Origin of the sequence: Shimia sp. SK013, from assembly GCF_001292625.1 — a bacterium.
GTDB lineage: Bacteria > Pseudomonadota > Alphaproteobacteria > Rhodobacterales > Rhodobacteraceae > Shimia.
Window position 1 is genome coordinate 29,545 of record NZ_LAJH01000019.1, and the last position, 19,974, is coordinate 49,518.

The window sequence follows — 19,974 nt, forward strand, 5'->3', positions numbered from 1 at the left end:
CGATGACAGCCAAACGCACACCCATCTGGCAATCCATTGCCGTCGCTCTGACCGAAGACATTGCCGAAGGCCGTTATGGACCGGGCGACAAACTGCCCACCGAGGCCGAGCTTTCCGCACGCTTCGGGGTCAACCGCCATACGGTTCGCCACGCTCTAAAATCCATGTCTGACAATGGGTTGGTCCACGCGCGCCGCGGCGCGGGCGTCTTTGTGGCTCAGGTTCCCACAGATTATGCGATTGGCAAACGCGTCCGCTACCACCGCAATCTGGAACAGGCCGGGCGTCTGCCGGGCAAAGAAATACTGCATCTTGAAACACGCCTCGCGGACGCGACAGAAGCCGACGCCCTCGGCCTTCCTGAGGGCGCACAAGTTCACGTTTACGACGGTCTGTCGCTTGCGGATGGTCAACCCATTGCCGTCTTCCGCTCCGTCTTTCCCGCCGACCGCTTTCCGGACCTCACCGCCCAACTTGATCGCCTGCGCTCGGTCACCGCGGCACTCAAGGAACATGGCATCGCCGACTACACCCGCGCCAAGACCCGTTTGGCCGCGCGTCCCGCGTCCGCCACTCAGGCATTGCACCTGCGCATTTCAGAAGGCGACCCAATTCTGCGCTCCGTCGGAGTGAACGTCGACACTGACCAGCGTCCAATCGAATTTGGCACCACGTGGTTTGCCGGGGACCGTGTGACATTGACCCTTTCTGAATAAGGCCAAACCCCCACCGCCCGTCACGCAGGCGACACATAGGACATGTAAAGTTACGAAAAACCGAGATTGAGCATAACCATGTCCAGATCAACACTGTCTCTGCGCCTCACAGGCGCCAAAATCTTGCGCGATGGCACCCTGCAAAGCCGCTCTCTGGTGGTTGACAAAGGACGCATCTCAAAAGGCCCGTTGCCGGAAGTTGACCTGTCCGGTTACTTGCTTCTGCCCGGCATTATCGACATGCACGGCGACGCATTTGAGCGCCACATCGCCCCGCGCCCCTCCGCGCCGTTTCCGCTGGAAATGGGTCTGCGCGCCACCGACCGCGACATGGCGGCCAATGGTGTGACCACGGCGTGGCTCGCCCAAAGCTGGAGCTGGGAAGGCGGCCATCGCGGCCCTGATTTTGCCGAAGACCTGTTTGATGCACTGGACCATTACCGCCCCCACGCGGTCAGCGATCTGCGCATTCAAGTGCGCTGCGAAACCCATACCGTCGACACAACAGACCGGCTTTTGGCGGCCGTTCGCCGCCATGCCATCGACTATGTTGTCTTCAACAATCACCTCGACGAAGCACGCCAGCTGGCCCGTGAAAAGCCCGACGAGATTATGCTTTGGGCCAAGAAAAGCGGGCGCACCGCCGCGCAACACATGGCCATCGTCAACGGCGCCATCGAACAGGAAACCCGCGTGCCGCGCTATCTTTGTACGCTTGCGGATGCGTTTGACACGCTCGGAATTCGCTACGGCAGCCATGATGACCCCGATGCCGACACGCGCGAGCGGTTTTCCCTGATCGGCGCACGGATTTGCGAATTTCCCACGGCACGTGGCGCGGCCGCAGTGGCCAAAGCTGTTGGGGATTGTGTGATTATGGGCGCCCCGAATGTCGTCAGAGGTGGATCGCAGGCGGGCAACATTCGCGCCGCCAATCTGGTCGCCGAAGGGCTGTGTGACGTGTTGGTCTCTGACTATCACTACCCCGCCCTTGCCAAAGCGGCTTTTCGTCTGGTTGATGACGGCCTGTGCACGCTGCCCCAAGCCTGGGCAATGATATCCCGCACACCAGCCGACATCATGGGGCTGCATGACCGCGGCACATTGGATCACGGAAAACGCGCCGACATTGCCATCGTGAACGAGAAGACCCACGCAATCGAAGGCACAATCTCCGGTGGTCGCATCAGCCACCTCACCGGCATAGCGGCGCAGCGGTTCTTTGCCTCGCCCACGCATATGAAGATGGCCGCCGAGTAGATCGCCTCGCGGGTTGGCCTTTAGCTGGGGGCAGGCATTCGGCGCGTCCGCTTTGCGGGACAAAGCGATGCTTCCTCACAGCACTTCTTACTTCGAGATTTCGGTTTTCACGATACTTGCCAAGATGAGTTGCTCATCTTTTTCGGTTAAACCGCTAGTGCCAAAAATGTTCTTCAAACCCGTCAACTCCACCGCATCTGCGTCTAACGGAATGGCCCCTTGCTCTGACGGGTCACTTCTATTGTATTCTAAAACAGCATCTTGCAGCCTTTCGGCATGAAACTGGCTACAATAAGTGCCGCCTCCGAATTCAACTATAAATGTCCAAGTGGCCACGCGCGTTTTCCAATCCAAGAGAGATCTAATTTGTGCGAGCTTGCATACAACAGGCTTGAATTCAAATGAATCGAACTGAGGTTGGCATGTAGCTCTGGGCTCAAACCAAACTCTCCCCGCTACGCCAATCACACCCTAACGCAGAACCCGCGCGCCATTCCACGCTATCACCGCTCATATTTTTCCAAAAACGCCTCGGCTTTGAGGCTGCGGAAATCCGTCAGCGCCGCCCGCAGCGCGGCGTGGTCCCAGTCCCACCAAGCCAAAGCCAGAAGCCGGTCCGCGACCGCTTGCGAAAACCTTGGCCGCAACGGCGTCGCCGGTGTTCCCGCCACAATCATGTAAGGCGGCACGTCTTTTGTGACCACCGCGCCTGCCGCCACGATACTGCCGTGACCCAAACTGACCTCTGGCTTGATCATCGCCCCGTGCCCAATCCACGTGTCGTGCCCGATCAGCGCCACGCGGCTAGCGCGGCGCTCAAAGAACGCGACATCGTGCTCCGCGTCGTCAAAATAATCTGCAGAGCGATAGAGGAAATGATGAAGGGAAGCGTTCTCCATCGGGTGATCCGTGGCGCCAATCCGGCTGAAGGCGGCGATGTTGGCAAACTTGCCGATCTCGGCATTGGCCACCTCGGCCATGCGGTCACAGTATGAGTAGTCTTCAAACCGCGCATTGATGATCCGGCTGCCCTGTCCAATTTCGACAAACCGGCCATAGGTGACCTCGTGCAGAATACAATCGGGATGGATCAAAGGGGCGTCTGCCGAAAGTTTGGCCATGGTCTGTGTCTCCGATTGAAGAAGAGATGAAATGCCTCCGGCGGAGGTATTTGGGGAACAAAAAAGGCCGGGCGTCTCCGCGAGGCCTTTTCCATTAAGAGAACGCTCAGCGCCCGCTTTCGTCGCCCGCGATCAATTTGCGGCGCAGCCAGCCGGAGAACCAATCCATCGCCATTACCATCAGGACGATCAGAACGATGTAGTAAGCGACTTCTTCCCAGTCTTTCTGGGTGATCATCGCCTGGGTCAGCATCAAGCCAATGCCGCCACCGGTGATCGCACCAATGATGGTCGCGCTGCGGGTGTTGCTTTCCAGATAATACAGGATCTGGCTGAGCAGCACCGGTGTCACCTGCGGGATCACGCCAAAGCGATAGCGTTGCAGAGGTTTTGCGCCGGTAGACTGGATGCCTTCGATCTGTTTCTTGTCGACGTTTTCCAGCGCCTCGGAGAACATCTTACCAAAGCTGCCCGTGTCCGTGATCAGGATCGCCAAGGCGCCCGTCAGAGGACCGGGCCCAAAAGCACGGGCCAGAACGATGGTCCAGATCAGCGCGTCTACGCCACGGAAGAAGTCAAAGAACCGGCGGGTGATTTGGCGCACGGCGGTGAAAGGCGTGAAATTCTTGGCCGCCAGAAATGCCAGCGGCAAGGCGACAATCGCCGCGCCCATCGTGCCCAAAAACGCCATCAGGATGGTTTCAAACAAGGCCCAGACCACGTCTTTGTGGCGCCACATCTTGTTGTTCCAGAAGTCCTGCCAAATCGCAGCAGAGTCACCGCCCAGCGCGCGAGACATGACCTCGCCAAACCCGAGACCGGAATAGGGGCTGTCGAGTGTGAAGAAGAAGAGCTCCCACCCCGCGAAATACCGGAAGACTTCGGTGCGGTTGCGGGTGATCGTCAAACGGCCAGCGTCGGTGGTGATCGTCATCCGGTTTTTGGACGCATTGATCCAATCAGGCGTTTCGGAGGTTGGCAAGCTGGCTTGCACACCGCTCGCACGGCTCGGCTGTGCCGTAATCATCCCGTATCCCGGCACGTCGTAGCTGACAAAGTTGTCGGCCCCAAAGACGATCTCATGTCCGCCACCTAGGTCAATCACCGTGTCGGTCGCGCCCAGCGTCACCCATTCAGGGACGGTGCCTTCGGGATAAGAGCCTTTGCGCTCGCCTTCGATGGCGGCGGTGACATTACCAGTGCGGTTGTCACGCGTGATGTGGGTTTTGTAGCTATAGCTGTCAGCCACCAAAGCCCGCGCATTGTCGACTTCAAAACGCTTGAACAGGCCCGGCACGTCGAAGTTGAAGAAAATAAAAGTCAGATAGAGCAAGACCACGACCGGCAGACCAAAGCTGAACAGGCGTTTGCGGCTAAATTGCTGATCGGCCTGAACTTTCAGGAAATCGGTTTCATTGGCTGCGATGCTCATGCCGACACCTTTTGTGCTTGTGCGGTGGTTTTGCCGTGTGTCAGGCGCTCGCGCACCACAGAGGACAGCTGATCGACCGCCACGATGGCGGCAAACAACAGAAGGAAAATCGCAGCAGCTTCGTCATACTGGCCTTTACCCCAGCTCATAGTGTTCTTGAGCTCATAGCCAATGCCGCCGGCACCCACGAAACCCAAAATCGCAGACGCACGGATGTTGATCTCAAACCGCAACAGCGCATAGCTGAAATAATTCGGCGCCACCTGCGGGATCACGCCCAGCCACATGCGTTGTGCCCAGCTGGCCCCAACCGATTGCAGCCCTTCAACGGGTTTCAACGACGCGTTCTCATTCACTTCGGAAAACAATTTGCCCAGCGCTCCAGCCGTGTGAAACGCAATCGCGATCATCGCGGGCACAGGTCCGCCGCCCATGACAAAGATCAGAACCAGCGCAATCACGATCTCCGGAACTGCGCGCATAATGTCCATGATCCGGCGAAACAAAGGGATCAGGCGCGGCCACTTGGCCATTCCACGTGTCGACAACAGCGACAGAACCATCGCCAGCATTGCGCCCAGCAAGGTCGACGCCGCCGCGATGTTGATCGTTTCAATCAACGACGGGAAGAACGTCACGAAATGCGCCGGCATCTCGTCGAGTTTGCCAACCGCTTCGCTCACGACTTCTTTGGGGAAATCAAAAAACCGGTGCAGCCCGTCCCAGAAACCGCCTGCATTGCGGTCGTCTGCGATCATGAACCCTGACACCATCAACGCGATGAAAATCACAAGGATGATGCCGTCCATCATCCGCTTGCGCCGCACCTGCGCCATGTAATCGGCGCGAATATCGGTGACGCGTCCCGTCAGCTCAGTCATGACTGCCCTTTCAAGTCAAAAAACAGGCCCCGCGAAGGGTGCGGGGCCTGAGAAATCTTGCGTCGCAAACTTTAGTTGGACTTCAGTTTGCGTGCTTCGATGATCACCTCATAGGCGTCATGACCGATTGGCATCAGGCCTTTGGCCTCACCCGACAGAACGCCGTAAGCACATTCGCTGTCCATCGCCGGAAGCGACGCCATCAGAGCAGTCATTTTCACTTTGGTGGCTTCTGGCAGAGCTTTGCGCAGAACGATTGGGCCTTCTGGGATCGGCTTGGACTGCCAGATCTGAACCAGTTCGTTCATGTCTACGAGACCCGCATCAACAGCCTTGCGCAGCGCGCCGGAGTTGAAACCGTCTTCCCATTCGCCCAGACCGTCGGCCCAGGTTACGCCAGCGTCGATGTCGCCGTTGTAAACCGCTACGATTGTCTGCTCGTGGCCACCGGTGAATTTTACTTCGCCGAAGTAGTCGCCGGACGTCATGGTCGCGCCGGTTGCTTCAGGAATTTCGATCGATGGGATCAAGAAACCGGACGTGGAGTTCGGGTCACCAAAGCCAAAGACTTTGCCCTTCATGGCGTCGAGGCTCTCGATGTCCGCGTCTTTGCGCGCAAAGCCAACAGAGTAGTAGCCGAAGCCGCCGTCAACGTTCACTTTAACGAGGATTGGCTCAACCGCTTCTGGGTCGGACAGGAAGGTTTTTGCGTAACCCGACGCGCCGAGCCATGCCATGTCGATGGTGCCGCCCAACAGGCCCTGGATCACACCGTTATAATCGGCAGGTGCGAACACTTTGGTTTTTACACCCAACAGGTCTTCGGTTTTGGTACGCAGGCACTCGTATGAATTCATGCGATCCTGTGCGTTTTCTCCGCCCAGAACACCGATGCGGAATTCTTTGATATCTTCAGCCATGACCGGTGCGGTCAAAGCAGTTGTGGCCAGTGCGGCAGCAATCAGTTTTTTCATCTTTTCTCTCCGGTTGGTAAATTGCCCGCACATTGGTGTGCAGGGTTGTGATGAAAGTTAAGCAACGATCTCGTTCGCCTCTGTGCGGCCGAGCGTTTCGATCTGGGTGGATGTGGCTTCTTCGCTGAAGCTGTCATCCGCGCCGTAGATGTCGCGGGCAGCGCCTGTGGTCAGCTGCTCAGGCGTGCCGTCAAACACGACGCGTCCGTCGCGCATACCGATCACGCGGTCACAAAACCGTCGCGCCGTATCAAGCGTGTGCAGGTTGGCAATCACCGTGCGCCCGTCTTCTTCGTGGATGGACCGCAGCGATTGCATCACCACCTGCGCGTTCATCGGGTCAAGCGAGGCGATCGGCTCGTCAGCCAGAATGATCTTGGGGTCCTGCATCAAGGCGCGCGCAATGGCGACACGCTGCTGCTGGCCGCCCGACAAGGCTTCGGCGCGTTTCGGTCCATGCTCGGCAATGCCCAGACGATCCAGAATGTCGATGGCCCGATGAATGTCGGATGTCGGAAACAGATTGAACATCGTGGCCAGAGTTGAACGTTGATTGAGCGTTCCGTGCAGCACGTTGGACACCACATCCAAACGCGGAACCAAGTTGAACTGCTGGAAAATCATCGCGCATTCGGACTGCCAACGACGTTTGTCGCTCCCCTTCAGAGCCGTGATCTCCTGATCTTCAAACTGGATCCGGCCCGAGGTCGCCTCCGTCAGGCAATTCAACATGCGCAACAAGGTGGACTTGCCCGCACCCGACCGGCCAATGATGCCGATCATTGCAGGTTTTGCGACAGTGATGTTGGCCGCGTCTACAGCCACATTTGGACCAAATGACTTGGTCAGATCTTCGATTCTCAGCACGGCTATCCCCAAACTGTGTTGGGGCGGTGAATAGGCCGCTTTCTCAAAGCAATCGTGTCGGTTTCATAACTTTTTTGTAACGGTCGCCGGCGTGTTCCGGATTGCGCCGACTATACTCCACCAAAGCTTTGGCCATCAAATTCCTTGAAATTACCTGTTTTTTGGGAGAGCGCCTTGGCAGATTTCTCAAATTGGCACGGAAACCAAAAAATCCAAGCGAGGCTTGGCGTTTTCTCTCTTGACCATGCGCGCTCGAAAGCCTAAATCGCCTCCACCGTGGCGGTATAGCTCAGTTGGTTAGAGCAGCGGAATCATAATCCGCGTGTCCGGGGTTCAAATCCCTGTACCGCCACCACAGAATTTCAAAGCCCGGATGGTTTTCCATCCGGGCTTTATTTTTTCCAATTGCACCGCGTGACTTAGGCGCGCAACTCCAGCTCACCTTCGACCTCAATCGCAAAGTTCATCGGCAACCCATGGGTGCCAATCGCCGAGCGCGCGTGACGCCCCACGTCCGGGCCAAACACCTCAAGGATCACATCGCTGAAGCCGTTGATCACCAGATGCTGCTCGGCGTAGCCGGGCGCGGAATTGACCATGCCGAAAACCCGCGTCCATCCTGCGATCTCGTCCAAATCGCCAATCTCGGCCTTCACATTCGCCAGCACCGCCAACGCGATTTCGCGCGACGCTTGATACCCTTCTTCGGTGGTCATATCCGTACCCAATTGCCCAAACGGGCCGCCAATGCTGCCGTCCGCATTGGATTTCGGATGACCGGATATCAACAAACGGCTGCCCTGCCGGTTCACAAAGGAAAACGGCAAATGCACCGTGGCCGGAACCACGGTCGCCGCAGGCAATACCATTCCAAGGTCCGCCAAGCGCGCTTCGATTACAGACATAACTCTCTCCCTAAATTTTCCGCGACCCTATCAGCCACAGCTGTGCTGTCACCCACGCAACGCATCTTCATGCACGCGCATCGCCGCGCGCACGTCTTCCGCTGCTTTCTCGCGCACCGGACCGTAACCGCGAATGTCAGACGGCGCCGACACCAGTGCCGCGCAAACCTCTAGCGTGGCCGGGCGATAGCGATCCACCACCAAATCCAACACGCCCTCAAACCACGTCAACAAAGCACGATCCAGCTTGCGGTCCACGCTAAAGCGGAACGGATCAAACACGCCACCCCGCAGACCTTTCATCTTGGCCAATCGCCCAAGCACCGGCCGCATCCATGGCCCCAACGCAACCTTGTTGGGCCGTCCACGCGCATCCTTGCCCAGCGGCAGCACAGGCGGGGACATATGATAGTTCACTTTGAAATCGCCATCGAACTCTTCACGAAGTCGATCTTCAAACCCGGTCTGCATGTGCAACCGCGCCACTTCGTATTCGTCTTTGTACGACATCAACCGGAACAACGACTTCGCCGCCTGCTCCACCAACGGCTCAGGCAACACACCCCGAACCTCTGCGATCCGCGCCTCAAACCGCGCCGCATATTTGGCATCCTGATAGTCGGTCAAAAACGCCACACGGCGCGCGATCACTTCGTCCAATGTCTCGATTTTCGGCGCCTCATCAAACGAAATCGCCTCCGCGTCATGCGCCAATACACGCCCCAGATCAAACGCCCGCGCGTTCTTCTCGACTGCCACGCCATTCAGCAAAATCGCCTGTTTCAAAGCGGTCTCGCTGACCGGCACCAACCCACGTTGCCAAGCAAAGCCCAGCATCATCACGTTGGCAAAAACACTGTCCCCCATAAGCCGCTCCGCCAGCTTGTTGGCATCCATCGCCCGTACGTTTTCGGCACCAACCGCTTGGCGAATGACCTGCTCGCGGAGACCGATCTTCAGGTCTGCATCACGGTTTAGCACCAGATCGCCAGTGGGCATCGCCGCGGTGTTCAAAACAACCTGCGCACCCTTGCGATAATGCACGCTCGCCTTTGGGGCCGAACTCACCACCACGTCACAGCCGATCACCGCACCCGCCGCACCTTGTTCAATCCGCACCTGATTGACCGCCGCCGGGCTGGTGCCCAAGCGGATATAGCTCAACACCGTGCCGAATTTTTGCGCGAAACCCGTGAAGTCGAGCACCGAAGAGCCCAACCCTTCCAAATGAGCCGCCATGGTGATCAACGCGCCCACAGTCACCACACCTGTGCCGCCCACACCCGTCACCAACAAATCAAACGGCTTGTCCAACGAGGGCACAGTCGGCATTGGCACATCCGCCAGCAACGCTGGCAAATCCACATCGCTGCCGTCTTTCTTGCGCCGCTTCGCTCCCGTTACGGTCACAAAGCTAGGGCAGAACCCGTTCAAACAGGAGAAATCCTTGTTGCAGGTGCTCAGATTGATTTTCCGCTTGCGCCCAAACTCGGTTTCCACCGGCTCCACGCTCAAACAGTTGCTCTCAACCGAACAATCGCCACAGCCTTCGCAGACCAGATCATTGATAAACGCAAATGTGTCAGGATCTTCCATCGTCCCGCGTTTGCGGCGACGACGTTTTTCCGTCGCGCAGGTCTGCTCATAAACCAACAACGTCACGCCTTCGATCTCGCGCAACTCACGCTGCACGGGGTCCATGTCTTTTCGGTCGTGAAACGACGTGTCCGGCGGAAAATCACCGCGTTTGAACTTGCCGATATCGTCGCTGACCAAGGCAATCCGCGCCACGTCTTCGGCCCGCGCATTCCACGCGATGCCATGCACCGACACCGGCCCGTCCACCGGCTGTCCGCCGGTCATCGCCACAGCGTCGTTGAACAGCACCTTGAATGTGATGTTGGCGTCAGCCGCCACCGCCTGTCGGATTGCAAGTGAGCCAGAGTGATACCACGTCCCCTCGCCCAAATTCTGGAACACATGTTTCTTGCCGTTGTATTTCTGCGCCACGGCCACGGGCACGCCTTCGCCGCCCATCTGCGCATAGCCGCCGGTGTTGCGATCCATCCAGCTGGCCATCACGTGACAGCCGATGCCCGACAAAGCCTTGGAACCTTCAGGCACTTTGGTCGACGTGTTGTGCGGACACCCCGAACAGAAATACGGCGTGCGCGTCGCACCTGTGACATTCAACACCGGCGGCTTTTCTTCGGTCAACGCACGGGCCTTTGCCGCCAGACCTTCGTCGGGAAACAACCGATCCAAACGCTCCGCCACCACTGGCACCAGTTGCAGCGGGCTCAACTCGCCCGTCCAAGGCAACAGCGGGTCACCCACCGCGCGGTGCTTACCGACCATGCGCTCAGGCTTATCGCCCGGCCAATCGTAGAAGTATTCCTTGAATTGGCTTTCGATGATGCCGCGCTTTTCCTCAACCACCAGCACTTCGGTTTTGCCATGCACAAACGCCAATGCGTCGCGCCGCGCCAATGGCCAGACCATGCCGACCTTATAGATATCAACGCCCAGCCGGCGGCACGCGGCCTCATCCAAATCCAACAGACGCAGCGCCTCCATCAGGTCCAGATGCCCTTTGCCCGTAGTCACAAAGCCAAAACTCGCATCGGCAATGTCGTAAAGACGCTCATCAATCGGGTTGGCCTCCACAAACGCCTCCACAGCGCGCAGCTTGTGGCCAATCCGTGTTTCAATCTCGGGACTCGGCAAATCGCTGGGCCGCACATGCAGCCCGCCCGCCGGCATCTCAAACTCAGGTGTGGCAAAGGTGCGATCCGGCACGATTTCAACCGAACGACCGGACTCCACAGTCTCCGACACGGCCTTGAAACCGACCCAGGTGCCCGAGAACCGGCTGAGCGCGATGCCAAATTCGCCAAACGCTTGATATTCTTCCACGCTCGCCGGGTTGAGCGTCGGCATGAACCACGACATGAACGCGACATCCGATTGGTGCGGCATCGACGAGCTGACACAGCCGTGATCATCGCCCGCCACCACAAGCACGCCGCCCTTGGCCGACGATCCATAAGCATTGCCGTGTTTCAGCGCGTCGCCCGAGCGGTCCACGCCCGGCCCCTTGCCATACCACATGGAGAACACGCCCTCGACCTCGCAATCAGGGTCCAGCACCGCCTGCTGCGCGCCCAAAACGGCGGTCGCCCCAAGGTCTTCATTCACCGCAGGCATAAAGGTGATGTTGTTGTCCGTCACCCGCTGCCGTTCGCGCCAGAATTCAAGATCCAACGCACCCAGCGGAGACCCACGATACCCCGAAATAAAGCCCGCCGTGTTCAGCCCCGCGTCGCGATCCCGCCGCGCTTGATCAAACATGATCCGCGCTAGCGCCTGCGTGCCGGTCAAAAACACGCGCCCTTTGGTGTGATCATATCGGTCTGACAGGGCGTACCCTTTGAAGTCGTGGCTGGCTTTGGTCATCTGCGCGCTCCTATTGGCCTTCTATAATCTCACGCGTAGGCGGGAATTTCGTGCCAACTTTTACTGATATGTGGCCAAATTCGAATTTACGTGCCAAGTATGGACAAAATTCTGAGAGATCGAACCAATGCTCCTTGACCCCAAAGACCGCCACTTATTGGCCCTATTGGAACGCGACTGCCGCGCCTCCAATGCCGACCTTGCAGAACAAGTCGGCATGTCCACTTCCGCCTGCTGGCGCCGCATTCGCGCATTTGAGGGCGCAGGCTTGATCGAAGGCTACGGCGCCCGCTTGGCCCCGGCCAAACTCGGCCTAACGTTCCACGCCATTGTCCACGTGAACCTCACCCGCCACGACCCCGCGCATCTCAAGCGATTTATTGACGCTGTTTCCACCCGAGAGGAGGTTCAGGAATGCTTCGCAATCACAGGCGCGGCGGACTACCACATGCGCGTACTCTGCACCGATATCGAGGCCTACAACCGCTTTATGGAAGGCTTTCTGTTCGACCTGCCTGCGGTAAGTTCGGCACAGACCAACGTCATTCTGCGCGACATCAAGAGCTAAGCCCTTGCTTTATTGGCGCTTCAACGTCTACTCCGAAACAACTGAACACGGCAGGAGCCGACCATGAGCAAGACGATCTACATCCTGAACGGCCCGAACCTGAACCTTCTGGGCAAACGCCAGCCGGAGATTTACGGCCACGACACGCTTGACGATGTTGAGACCACCTGCGCCACTGTGGGCAAAGACGTCGCCCTGTCGGTCAAGCTCATGCAGTCCAACCACGAAGGCGAGATCGTCGAGATGATCCATGACGCACGCGAAAACGCGGCCGGCATCATCATCAATCCGGCGGCCTATACGCACACCTCTGTTGCCATTCTGGATGCGCTGCACACCTTCGACGGTCCCGTGCTTGAGGTGCATATTTCCAACGTGCACAAACGCGAGGCCTTCCGGCATCATTCTTACGTCAGCCAACGCGCCGATGGTGTGATCGCCGGTTTCGGCGTCGAAGGCTACGCGCTCGCGATGCGTCGGATGGGGACGTTGCTCGCCTAACGTCCCTGCCCTTTAGCGCTTTTTCATCGCATCCAGCAACGCCGCGCCCAATGCGCCATTGCCGCCGCTATCTGCCTTCGGCTTGCTGGCCTGAGGACGCCCGCCACCGCGCGGCCCACCGCCTTTGGGCCCACCACGGCCACGCTCATCCCCACCGCGCGCATTGCGATCCTGCTTGGCCGAGGCCCCGCCGTCCTTGCGCATGCTCAGGCCAATCCGTTTGCGCGGCGCGTCGACCTCAACGACCGTCACCTTCACAACGTCGCCCGCTTTGACAACCTCATGCGGGTCCTTCACGAACCGGTCCGCCAACTGGCTGACATGCACCAACCCGTCCTGATGCACGCCGACATCCACAAACGCACCAAAGGCCGCGACGTTGGTCACCGTGCCTTCCAAAACCATGCCGGGTTTAAGGTCAGAGATCTGCTCAACCCCATCAGCAAACGTCGCCGTCTTAAACGTCGGCCGCGGGTCGCGCCCCGGCTTTTCCAACTCACCCAGAATGTCGCGCACTGTCGGCAGGCCAAACTTCTCGGACACAAATTCCTCTGCTCGCACTTGCTTGAGCGCCGCTCCGTCGCCCATCAACGCACGCACGTCCCGTCCACAGGCCGACACGATTTTACGCGCCACATTATAGGCTTCCGGGTGCACCGCACTGGCGTCCAAAGGCTCTGATCCACCAGTAATGCGCAAAAACCCTGCGCACTGTTCAAACGCCACCGGTCCCAGTCGCGCAACTTTCAACAAATCCTTGCGCGCGCCAAAGGCACCCTTTTCGTCGCGATGCGCCACGATGGCCTCCGCCAACCCAGGCCCAAGGCCGGACACATGCGCCAACAGCGGTGCAGAGGCCATGTTCAAATCCACGCCCACCGCGTTCACCGCATCCTCAACAACGGCCTCAAGCGACTTGCCAAGTCGGTGCTGATCCAAATCGTGCTGATACTGGCCAACCCCAATCGACTTGGGTTCGATCTTCACCAACTCCGCCAAAGGATCCTGCAGGCGCCGCGCAATCGACACCGCGCCACGCAGGCTCACGTCCAGATCCGGAAACTCGCGCGCAGCAAGTTCACTCGCGGAATAGACCGACGCCCCCGCCTCGCTGACCACAACTTTGGTGGGTGCGGCCACACCTTTGGGCAAGAGTTTCAGCGTGTCCCCAACCAGCTTTTCTGTCTCGCGACTTGCTGTGCCGTTACCAATCGCAATCAACTCGATGTTGTGTTTGGCGATCAACCCCAGAATGGCTGCTTCTGAACCGCGCACATCCATTCGCGGCTGAAAAGGATACAACGTCGCTGTATCCAAAACCTTGCCCGTGGCATCAACAACAGCGGCCTTCACACCCGTCCGAATACCCGGATCAAGTCCCAGCGTGGCCTTCGCGCCAGCCGGTGCCGCCAGAAGCAAATCTTTCAAGTTGCGTGCAAAAACCTGAATGGCCTCTTCCTGTGCCCGCTGCCGCAGCTCGCCCATCAGATCCACAGTCATCGTCAGGCTCAACTTTACCCGCCAGGTCCAGCCGGAAATCTTGCGCAACCACTTGTCGCCAGCACCCTCGGTTCTGGTGTGCAGATGGCTCGCCACCATCTCCTCCGCACGCGCTTTGCCACCTTCGGGATCGGGCCCGATATCCAGCGTGATCACGCCTTCATTGCTGGCCCGCATCATCGCCAAAGCCCGATGGCTCGGCACTTTGGACCACAGTTCGGTGTGTTCAAAATAGTCCGAGAACTTCGCGCCCGCCTGCTCTTGCCCCGGGATCACCTTGCCAGACACGCGGGCCTCTTTTTGCAAGAACGCGCGCAACTCGCCCAAAAGCGTCGCATTTTCGGTCAGCCCTTCGGCGACGATGTCCCGCGCTCCGTCCAGCGCGGCTTTCACATCGGCCACTGCGTCGGACACATATCTCGCCGCTAACGCCTCCGGCTCCGCTGCGCGATCCGACAAAATCGCCTCCGCCAATGGTTCCAACCCGTTTTCGCGCGCAATCATCGCCTTTGTGCGCCGCTTGGGTTTGTATGGCAGATAGATATCTTCCAGCGTCGCTTTGGTCTCCGCTCCAAAAATTGCCTTGGCCAACGCCTCGGTCATCTTGCCTTGCTCTGTGATCGAGGACGACACAGTTTCCCGCCGCACTTCCAGCTCACGCAAATATCCCAAACGATCCGCAAGCGTGCGCAGCTGCGTGTCATCCAGACCGCCGGTTGCCTCTTTGCGATACCGCGCCACAAACGGAACAGTGGCCCCATCGTCCAGCAACCCTACGGCCGATCCAACTTGCGATGCGGACGCGCCGATCTCATTGGCTATTGTTCGGGAAATCCGGGTGGTGGCCTGCTCACTCATCTGCACTGGGGCGCGCTCCTTCTTGGCATTGGGATGCTCTTTCTAGCTGCCTCGCGGTGCGCCGCCAAGGGCGAAGCAGGTCGGAATTTCCACAGAATTTCGACGCAACACCGCACGCCTGTTTCATAGGGGCAAACCGAAAATCCACACAGTCGCAAAACCGACGTATTACCGACGCGTTGCAGACATCGATTTTTTGATCTTTCAGCGCATTAACCAGTAGGGACGTGTCTATCGCCCGACATCTTCCGGCGCCACGGCCACAGATTTGACCACCGCATGAATGGCCTGCCCTTCTGCCAACCCCATCGTCTGAACCGACCGCCGTGTCACCCGTGCCAGAACCCGCCCCGCATTTGTGTCTATCGACACAATTGCACCGGGGCCGTCACCCGCGCGAACGGCCGCAATTTTCCCGGACAAAATATTCAACGCCGACAACCCCTTAGGTGCGTCCCGTGACAAGATCACATCATGTGCGGCAATCCGCACTCTGACCGTTCGTCCGACCTTGTGCGCCAGTTTTGGCAAGAAAAGCGCCGTTCCTCCGGCATCCAGTTCCGTCAGCCCATCACGGTGATGCTCTCTGACCTTCGCCTCAAGAACCGCCCCCACTGCCCGCACCCCTGCTGGCGTGAACTCCGGATCGCTCAACACGGCGCCGGCAGACCCCACTCGAGACACCTTCCCTTTCTCTAGCGCCACAACGGTGGTCGCCAATCGCGCTACTTCCGCTATGGAGTGGCTAACATACAGAATTGGAACGGAAAACTCGTCTCTTAGCAATTCAAAATAGGGCATGATTTCGGCTTTTCTCGCCTCATCAAGCGCGGCCAACGGCTCGTCCGCGAGGATCATGTTCGGCCGCGCAAGCAAAGCGCGACCAATGGCGACCCGCTGCTTTTCACCTCCCGACAAATACGCGGAGCGCCGAACAAGCAAATCTCCCAATCCCAGCATTTCCACCACACGGTCCAATGTGATTTCATCCGATCGATCACGCGCCAAAGCCCTGCCATACAACAGATTTTTCCGCACACTCATATGCGGGAACAGGCGTCCCTCCTGAAAAATATAGCCAATTTCCCGACGATGCGGCGGCACCCACACTCGGGATTGCGTGTCCGACAGCACGCGCGCGCCGACCGATATCTTTGCTTCATCAGGTCGGCTCAATCCCGCGACCGCGTTGACCACAGTGGTTTTGCCCGATCCGGAGGCGCCAAACAGCGCTGTAAGACCGTCAGGCGCTTCAAAGTCGATGTTCAGTGCAAAGTCTTCAAATGTTTGTCTGATTTTGACGGAAAGAGTCATGACTTGCCAACCCGCCTCGAAACCCGCCGCGCCAAAACCTCAGAGAGAACCAAGGCGGCACAAGCGATGACGATAGACACAATCACCAACCGCATCGCCGACGTCTCACCACCTGGCACCTGCAAAAAGGCGTAAACGGCCGAGGGCAACGTGCGGGTTTGCCCGGGGATATTGGAAACAAATGTTATCGTTGCCCCGAACTCGCCCATAGATTTGGCAAAGGCCAAAACCGCCCCGGCTAATATTCCAGGAAGGATCAACGGTAAGGTCACCGTGATAAAAATTCGCGGTTTAGAAGCCCCTAAGGTTGATGCCGCTTGTTCGAGTTTTGGATCGACCGCCTCCAAAGAAAGGCGAACAGCCCTCACGAACAACGGGAACGCCATGATCGCTGCGGCCAAAGCGGCGCCCGTCCAGTGAAAGGCAAAAACGATACCGACCTTTTGCAGCGCCTGCCCAACAGCGCCTTGAGTGCCGAAGGTCAGCAGCAGGAGGTACCCTGTAACAACCGGAGGCAAAACAAGAGGTAGATGAATGATGACATTCAGAAGATCGCGCCCTGCGAACCGCCATCGCACCATCGCAAACGCGGTTAGAATCCCAAGCGGTAAGGTTGCTAAAACGGCCCAAAACGCCACTTTTAGAGACAAGGCCACTGCCTGCCATTCTTCTGGTCCAAGCCAATCCATCATGGCGGCTCGCCCAGCAAAACAAATCCATTTTCAGAAAGCACCCTTCGCGCGTTATCCCCTCCCAAGAATTCCACGAACTCTTGTGCACTGGAGGATTTCGACCGCGCGATTACCGCTGCCGGATAAACGATTTCGGGATGCGTCTCAGCGGCAAAGTAATGCACAATTTCCACACGCTTTTCCGCCTTGGCGTCGCTGGCATAAACAATGCCCCAAGACACTTCGCCAAGCGCTACCAACGCTAAGGCCGCTCTTACATTATCTGTTTGAACAACGCGTGCCGAAGATTGATCCCAGAATTCTAGGGTTTGCAAGGCTGCCTTGCCATATATCCCCGCAGGAACAGCCTCTACCAATGCCATTGCAATTCTGCCTTCTGCATTCCCCGCAAAAACGTCTTCCAGTGCCAAGGACTCGTTTCTGGACGAATTCGAAGGGCGAACCAAAACCATTTGATTGCCTGCGACCCGACGAAGAGAACCTCCTGCGATCTTCCCCTTCGTCACAAGATAGTCCATCCAGGCCACGTTGGCCGAGATATATACATCTGCCGGTGCACCTAAAGTAATTTGGCGCGCAAGAACGGACGAGCCAGCCAACGTCAGTCGCACGTCGACTTCATGGGATTGCGCAAATTGGGATGCGATCTCTTCCAGTGCATTTTTCAAACTGGCAGCCGCAAAGACATTTACGTCGGCGCGGCTTGCACCGGCAATGCACATCCAAATGGTTGCAGCAACTGCCGTTATTACTGAACACAAAGAAGAGCGTCGTTTTTGCATTTGGACCTTGGAAAGGGACAATTTTCTCTCCGAAGTATCCAGTCCCTAGCCGCCGGCGCAAGGTCTTTTCTTTACCGGTTTCAATACTCTATCGGCGTTCAATGCTCAGTCCGCGAACGAACGCATCTCTCCCGCGTTCTTGAACCCAATCCTCACGGTTTCTGTGCCATGGCCGATAACGCTGGCAACGCGACTGAAACGAAGTAGCGTGAAAGCAATTGATAGTCCTCAATTGTTGGGCGGCCCGTCGCAAGGTCAGAACCCTTTGCGGCTTGCCTCGGTCTGACAATCTCCTCTTCTATTTCAGCCAAAATCTGGTCCACGACATCAGTTTGGTACAAGACCTGAGCCGGAGGGTTTGACGCGTGCAACACCGCCATATTCTGAGCAGATTCGAGGACGGCCCCGGGTGTTTTTTGCACCTCCAACATGCTACCAGAGGCCGCGGCATTAAGGCTATTCGAAGCGGCACCCGCTTGGGGCGACATTTGTATGACTGCCACGGCGGTTTGCATGTCCAAACCAAGGCTATCCATCAGGAACTGCATTTTTTGTGCCGTGTCATTCATCGGTAGAGATGGCGCAATGTCCGCAGAATGACCAACCGATTCAATCGCAGTTTCGGCCGCCAATGGGACGTGCTGACTCCGCGTTTTCAGCGCGTCAAGATCGGATTGCAAAGCCGATATTGTCGCAAGTAGTTCTTGCCCCCCCAAATCGCGTTCTTGTGGCACAGCCGGTGTCGTGGTGTGCACCACGACGGGTGGCAGAGCCTGCGGCGCGGATGCAGGGAGGTTTCCTTGCATCATCAGTCGCTTTAACTCTTCGAGCTCCGCCCGTAGTGCACCTGCTTCAGTCTGAGTTGGGACCCCCGAGGGAGAAGTGATCTGCGGCAACTGCTGCTGCGAGCCAGCAGGAGCAAGTGCCTGGGGTTGCGGCATTGGAGAGGCCCACGTTGACGATTGAGTGACAGTAGAACCTGCGTCAGTTGTCGCGCCGTTTGGCACCGGCCACCCTCTTGGTAAAACCGCGTAATTCTGCCGTGCAGAAATCCACCGTAGGTAGGCGGAAACCGCCGCAAATCCTTTTAGAGACACCTGCAAAACCTCTGTGCCGCCGCGCCTTGCTGAAAAATCGCCACCGGAGGCGAGCAGCATCTCCAACTGGAAATCCAACGGCTGAAGTATCCGGACCGGCACTTGTATTTCAGACACGCCTTCTACAACGTGAAATGTGTCGCCAGAAGCCACATTCTCCAGTTTCAGCTGGATTTGCCCCCTATCGGTGAGGAACATCTCAAAGCCCTCTTTTCGGGCAGCACAAGAATATGTTCTCGGGCGACAAATAACCTCGAAGACGTCTACGTCCAATCTCGGGGTGGGCGCGAAACGCGCGTAACCGTCCGGATCAAATCGAAAATAGACCCCTTCCACGAGACCTTCCTGAAAATTTGGCCAGCCAAACGAACCTCGCAAAGCTTGCTGTGCTTCTCGAGCTCCAATGGCGAATGGGATGGACGTGTCCAGAATCGCGTTTTCAGATGCGAAACTACGATTTTCTGCTGCGTCGAAACTGGTTTGCGCACTCAGCCCTCCCGGCATCTGAATCAGGCAAAGGAAAATCGCGATGGATCTAGGAATAAATGTCATTAGAAATCCGCCCTTTCTTGAACAGAGTGGCGCAGGGCCGGCAGCCAATCTTCCTTTTGTGGAGGATCGGGATAGTTACGATTGACGCGGGTGTCCTGATCTCGGTAGGCCGTATACCAGACCTCGGTCTCGCCCGTGTAAGGCGTCAAGATTGGCCCTTGAACCTTGTGAAGCAGTGACGTCAGGATGATGCCATTGTTGTTCGCAGTAAAAATCGCCACACGACCTTGGCCTCGCTCATAAAGCCCCTCATACATGCCGTTCTCCGGGTCATAGAGCTCAATGACCGCCTCATAAAGAACGTCCGTGTACTCGGTGTCCCAAAGCGCCCAAAGTCCCAGTGCGGCTTTGGCAGCTACCGCAGAATGGTCGGGAACATAGTCACCTCTCGGCGTGACGGTGTTCCATGGGTAGCCGTCAGAAAAAATAGTGTCGTAGGTGAATGTAACCCGTCATGGCTTTTGAGACAGATGGTGTTGTTTTGCTAAGCGAGTGTCT

At 57.6% G+C, this 19,974-nt stretch carries 17 protein-coding genes, 1 tRNA gene and 1 pseudogene; 5 read left to right on the forward strand and 14 right to left on the reverse strand.

Annotated features, from left to right (window positions below):
* Positions 1-2: 2 nt before the first annotated feature.
* Both phnF and SHIM_RS15780 read left to right on the forward strand, forming a co-directional pair.
* The gene (gene phnF / locus SHIM_RS15775; protein ID WP_054003645.1) at positions 3-716 is read left to right on the forward strand and encodes a phosphonate metabolism transcriptional regulator PhnF; all 714 of its coding nucleotides are present in this window, start codon (positions 3-5) and stop codon (positions 714-716) included.
* A gap of 78 nt (positions 717-794) precedes the next feature.
* The gene (locus tag SHIM_RS15780; RefSeq protein ID WP_054003646.1) at positions 795-1,976 is read left to right on the forward strand and encodes an alpha-D-ribose 1-methylphosphonate 5-triphosphate diphosphatase; all 1,182 of its coding nucleotides are present in this window, start codon (positions 795-797) and stop codon (positions 1,974-1,976) included.
* An 87-nt stretch (positions 1,977-2,063) separates the two neighbouring features.
* Here the strand turns inward: SHIM_RS15780 and SHIM_RS15785 are convergent, their stop codons facing one another.
* From SHIM_RS15785 to phnC, 6 genes are all read right to left on the reverse strand, one after another.
* On the reverse strand, positions 2,064-2,312 hold the full coding sequence (locus SHIM_RS15785; RefSeq protein WP_152926574.1) for a hypothetical protein: 249 nt from the start codon (positions 2,310-2,312) through the stop codon (positions 2,064-2,066).
* A 167-nt stretch (positions 2,313-2,479) separates the two neighbouring features.
* Positions 2,480-3,097: a chloramphenicol acetyltransferase gene (locus tag SHIM_RS15790; RefSeq protein ID WP_054003648.1), complete on the reverse strand. Its 618-nt coding sequence runs from the start codon at positions 3,095-3,097 to the stop codon at positions 2,480-2,482.
* A 106-nt stretch (positions 3,098-3,203) separates the two neighbouring features.
* Entirely contained in the window at positions 3,204-4,529 is a 1,326-nt protein-coding gene (phnE, locus tag SHIM_RS15795; protein WP_054003649.1) for a phosphonate ABC transporter, permease protein PhnE, read from the reverse strand.
* Positions 4,526-5,410, reverse strand: coding sequence for a phosphonate ABC transporter, permease protein PhnE (gene phnE / locus SHIM_RS15800; RefSeq protein WP_054003650.1), 885 nt, complete (start codon positions 5,408-5,410; stop codon positions 4,526-4,528). Before phnE (SHIM_RS15800) ends, phnE (SHIM_RS15795) begins: the two co-directional genes overlap by 4 nt.
* A gap of 71 nt (positions 5,411-5,481) precedes the next feature.
* Positions 5,482-6,384: a phosphonate ABC transporter substrate-binding protein gene (gene phnD, locus SHIM_RS15805; RefSeq protein WP_054003651.1), complete on the reverse strand. Its 903-nt coding sequence runs from the start codon at positions 6,382-6,384 to the stop codon at positions 5,482-5,484.
* A gap of 57 nt (positions 6,385-6,441) precedes the next feature.
* Positions 6,442-7,251: a phosphonate ABC transporter ATP-binding protein gene (phnC, locus tag SHIM_RS15810; RefSeq protein ID WP_054003652.1), complete on the reverse strand. Its 810-nt coding sequence runs from the start codon at positions 7,249-7,251 to the stop codon at positions 6,442-6,444.
* 278 nt (positions 7,252-7,529) lie between these two features.
* On the opposite strand from phnC, the gene SHIM_RS15815 reads away from it, so the two are divergent.
* Positions 7,530-7,606 (forward strand) — tRNA-Met (locus SHIM_RS15815).
* Positions 7,607-7,670: 64 nt separating this feature from the next.
* Here SHIM_RS15815 and SHIM_RS15820 read toward each other — a convergent pair.
* A complete protein-coding gene (locus tag SHIM_RS15820) occupies positions 7,671-8,156 on the reverse strand; it encodes a RidA family protein (RefSeq protein ID WP_054003653.1) in 486 nt (161 codons plus the stop codon).
* A gap of 48 nt (positions 8,157-8,204) precedes the next feature.
* A complete protein-coding gene (locus SHIM_RS15825) occupies positions 8,205-11,612 on the reverse strand; it encodes an indolepyruvate ferredoxin oxidoreductase family protein (RefSeq protein ID WP_054003654.1) in 3,408 nt (1,135 codons plus the stop codon).
* 127 nt (positions 11,613-11,739) lie between these two features.
* Between SHIM_RS15825 and SHIM_RS15830 the strand changes: the two genes are divergently transcribed.
* Both SHIM_RS15830 and aroQ read left to right on the forward strand, forming a co-directional pair.
* On the forward strand, positions 11,740-12,180 hold the full coding sequence (locus SHIM_RS15830) for an Lrp/AsnC family transcriptional regulator (protein ID WP_054003655.1): 441 nt from the start codon (positions 11,740-11,742) through the stop codon (positions 12,178-12,180).
* A 63-nt stretch (positions 12,181-12,243) separates the two neighbouring features.
* Positions 12,244-12,681, forward strand: a complete 438-nt coding sequence (aroQ, locus tag SHIM_RS15835; protein WP_054003656.1) for a type II 3-dehydroquinate dehydratase — start codon at positions 12,244-12,246, stop codon at positions 12,679-12,681.
* A gap of 12 nt (positions 12,682-12,693) precedes the next feature.
* On the opposite strand, the gene SHIM_RS15840 is transcribed toward aroQ, so the two are convergent.
* The 6 genes and pseudogenes from SHIM_RS15840 to SHIM_RS20220 all read right to left on the reverse strand — a co-directional run.
* Positions 12,694-15,039 (reverse strand): Tex family protein, encoded by a 2,346-nt coding sequence (locus tag SHIM_RS15840; protein WP_054003657.1) that lies wholly within the window; start codon positions 15,037-15,039, stop codon positions 12,694-12,696.
* A 231-nt stretch (positions 15,040-15,270) separates the two neighbouring features.
* On the reverse strand, positions 15,271-16,353 hold the full coding sequence (gene modC / locus SHIM_RS15845) for a molybdenum ABC transporter ATP-binding protein (RefSeq protein ID WP_054003658.1): 1,083 nt from the start codon (positions 16,351-16,353) through the stop codon (positions 15,271-15,273).
* Positions 16,350-17,042, reverse strand: coding sequence for a molybdate ABC transporter permease subunit (gene modB / locus SHIM_RS15850; protein ID WP_054003666.1), 693 nt, complete (start codon positions 17,040-17,042; stop codon positions 16,350-16,352). The genes modC and modB overlap by 4 nt, the downstream gene beginning before the upstream one ends.
* Positions 17,042-17,848 (reverse strand): molybdate ABC transporter substrate-binding protein, encoded by an 807-nt coding sequence (modA, locus tag SHIM_RS15855; RefSeq protein ID WP_241488894.1) that lies wholly within the window; start codon positions 17,846-17,848, stop codon positions 17,042-17,044. Before modA ends, modB begins: the two co-directional genes overlap by 1 nt.
* A 131-nt stretch (positions 17,849-17,979) precedes the next feature.
* On the reverse strand, positions 17,980-19,476 hold the full coding sequence (locus SHIM_RS15860; RefSeq protein ID WP_054003659.1) for a hypothetical protein: 1,497 nt from the start codon (positions 19,474-19,476) through the stop codon (positions 17,980-17,982).
* Positions 19,476-19,907: pseudogene (locus tag SHIM_RS20220) on the reverse strand (DUF3131 domain-containing protein); the annotation flags it as partial. The gene SHIM_RS15860 and the pseudogene SHIM_RS20220, both read right to left, overlap by 1 nt.
* Positions 19,908-19,974: the final 67 nt, after the last annotated feature.

Excerpts from the sequence above, each read along its gene's own strand:
- modC (WP_054003658.1), bottom strand. The coding sequence starts at position 16,353 with ATGACTCTTTCCGTCAAAATCAGACAAACATTTGAAGACTTTGCACTG.
- SHIM_RS15780 (WP_054003646.1), top strand. The coding sequence starts at position 795 with ATGTCCAGATCAACACTGTCTCTGCGCCTCACAGGCGCCAAAATCTTG.
- SHIM_RS15790 (WP_054003648.1), bottom strand. The coding sequence starts at position 3,097 with ATGGCCAAACTTTCGGCAGACGCCCCTTTGATCCATCCCGATTGTATT.
- SHIM_RS15820 (WP_054003653.1), bottom strand. The coding sequence starts at position 8,156 with ATGTCTGTAATCGAAGCGCGCTTGGCGGACCTTGGAATGGTATTGCCT.
- phnE (WP_054003650.1), bottom strand. The coding sequence starts at position 5,410 with ATGACTGAGCTGACGGGACGCGTCACCGATATTCGCGCCGATTACATG.
- aroQ (WP_054003656.1), top strand. The coding sequence starts at position 12,244 with ATGAGCAAGACGATCTACATCCTGAACGGCCCGAACCTGAACCTTCTG.
- phnE (WP_054003649.1), bottom strand. The coding sequence starts at position 4,529 with ATGAGCATCGCAGCCAATGAAACCGATTTCCTGAAAGTTCAGGCCGAT.
- modB (WP_054003666.1), bottom strand. The coding sequence starts at position 17,042 with ATGGATTGGCTTGGACCAGAAGAATGGCAGGCAGTGGCCTTGTCTCTA.
- phnF (WP_054003645.1), top strand. The coding sequence starts at position 3 with ATGACAGCCAAACGCACACCCATCTGGCAATCCATTGCCGTCGCTCTG.
- phnD (WP_054003651.1), bottom strand. The coding sequence starts at position 6,384 with ATGAAAAAACTGATTGCTGCCGCACTGGCCACAACTGCTTTGACCGCA.
- SHIM_RS15860 (WP_054003659.1), bottom strand. The coding sequence starts at position 19,476 with ATGACATTTATTCCTAGATCCATCGCGATTTTCCTTTGCCTGATTCAG.
- SHIM_RS15825 (WP_054003654.1), bottom strand. The coding sequence starts at position 11,612 with ATGACCAAAGCCAGCCACGACTTCAAAGGGTACGCCCTGTCAGACCGA.
- SHIM_RS15830 (WP_054003655.1), top strand. The coding sequence starts at position 11,740 with ATGCTCCTTGACCCCAAAGACCGCCACTTATTGGCCCTATTGGAACGC.
- SHIM_RS15840 (WP_054003657.1), bottom strand. The coding sequence starts at position 15,039 with ATGAGTGAGCAGGCCACCACCCGGATTTCCCGAACAATAGCCAATGAG.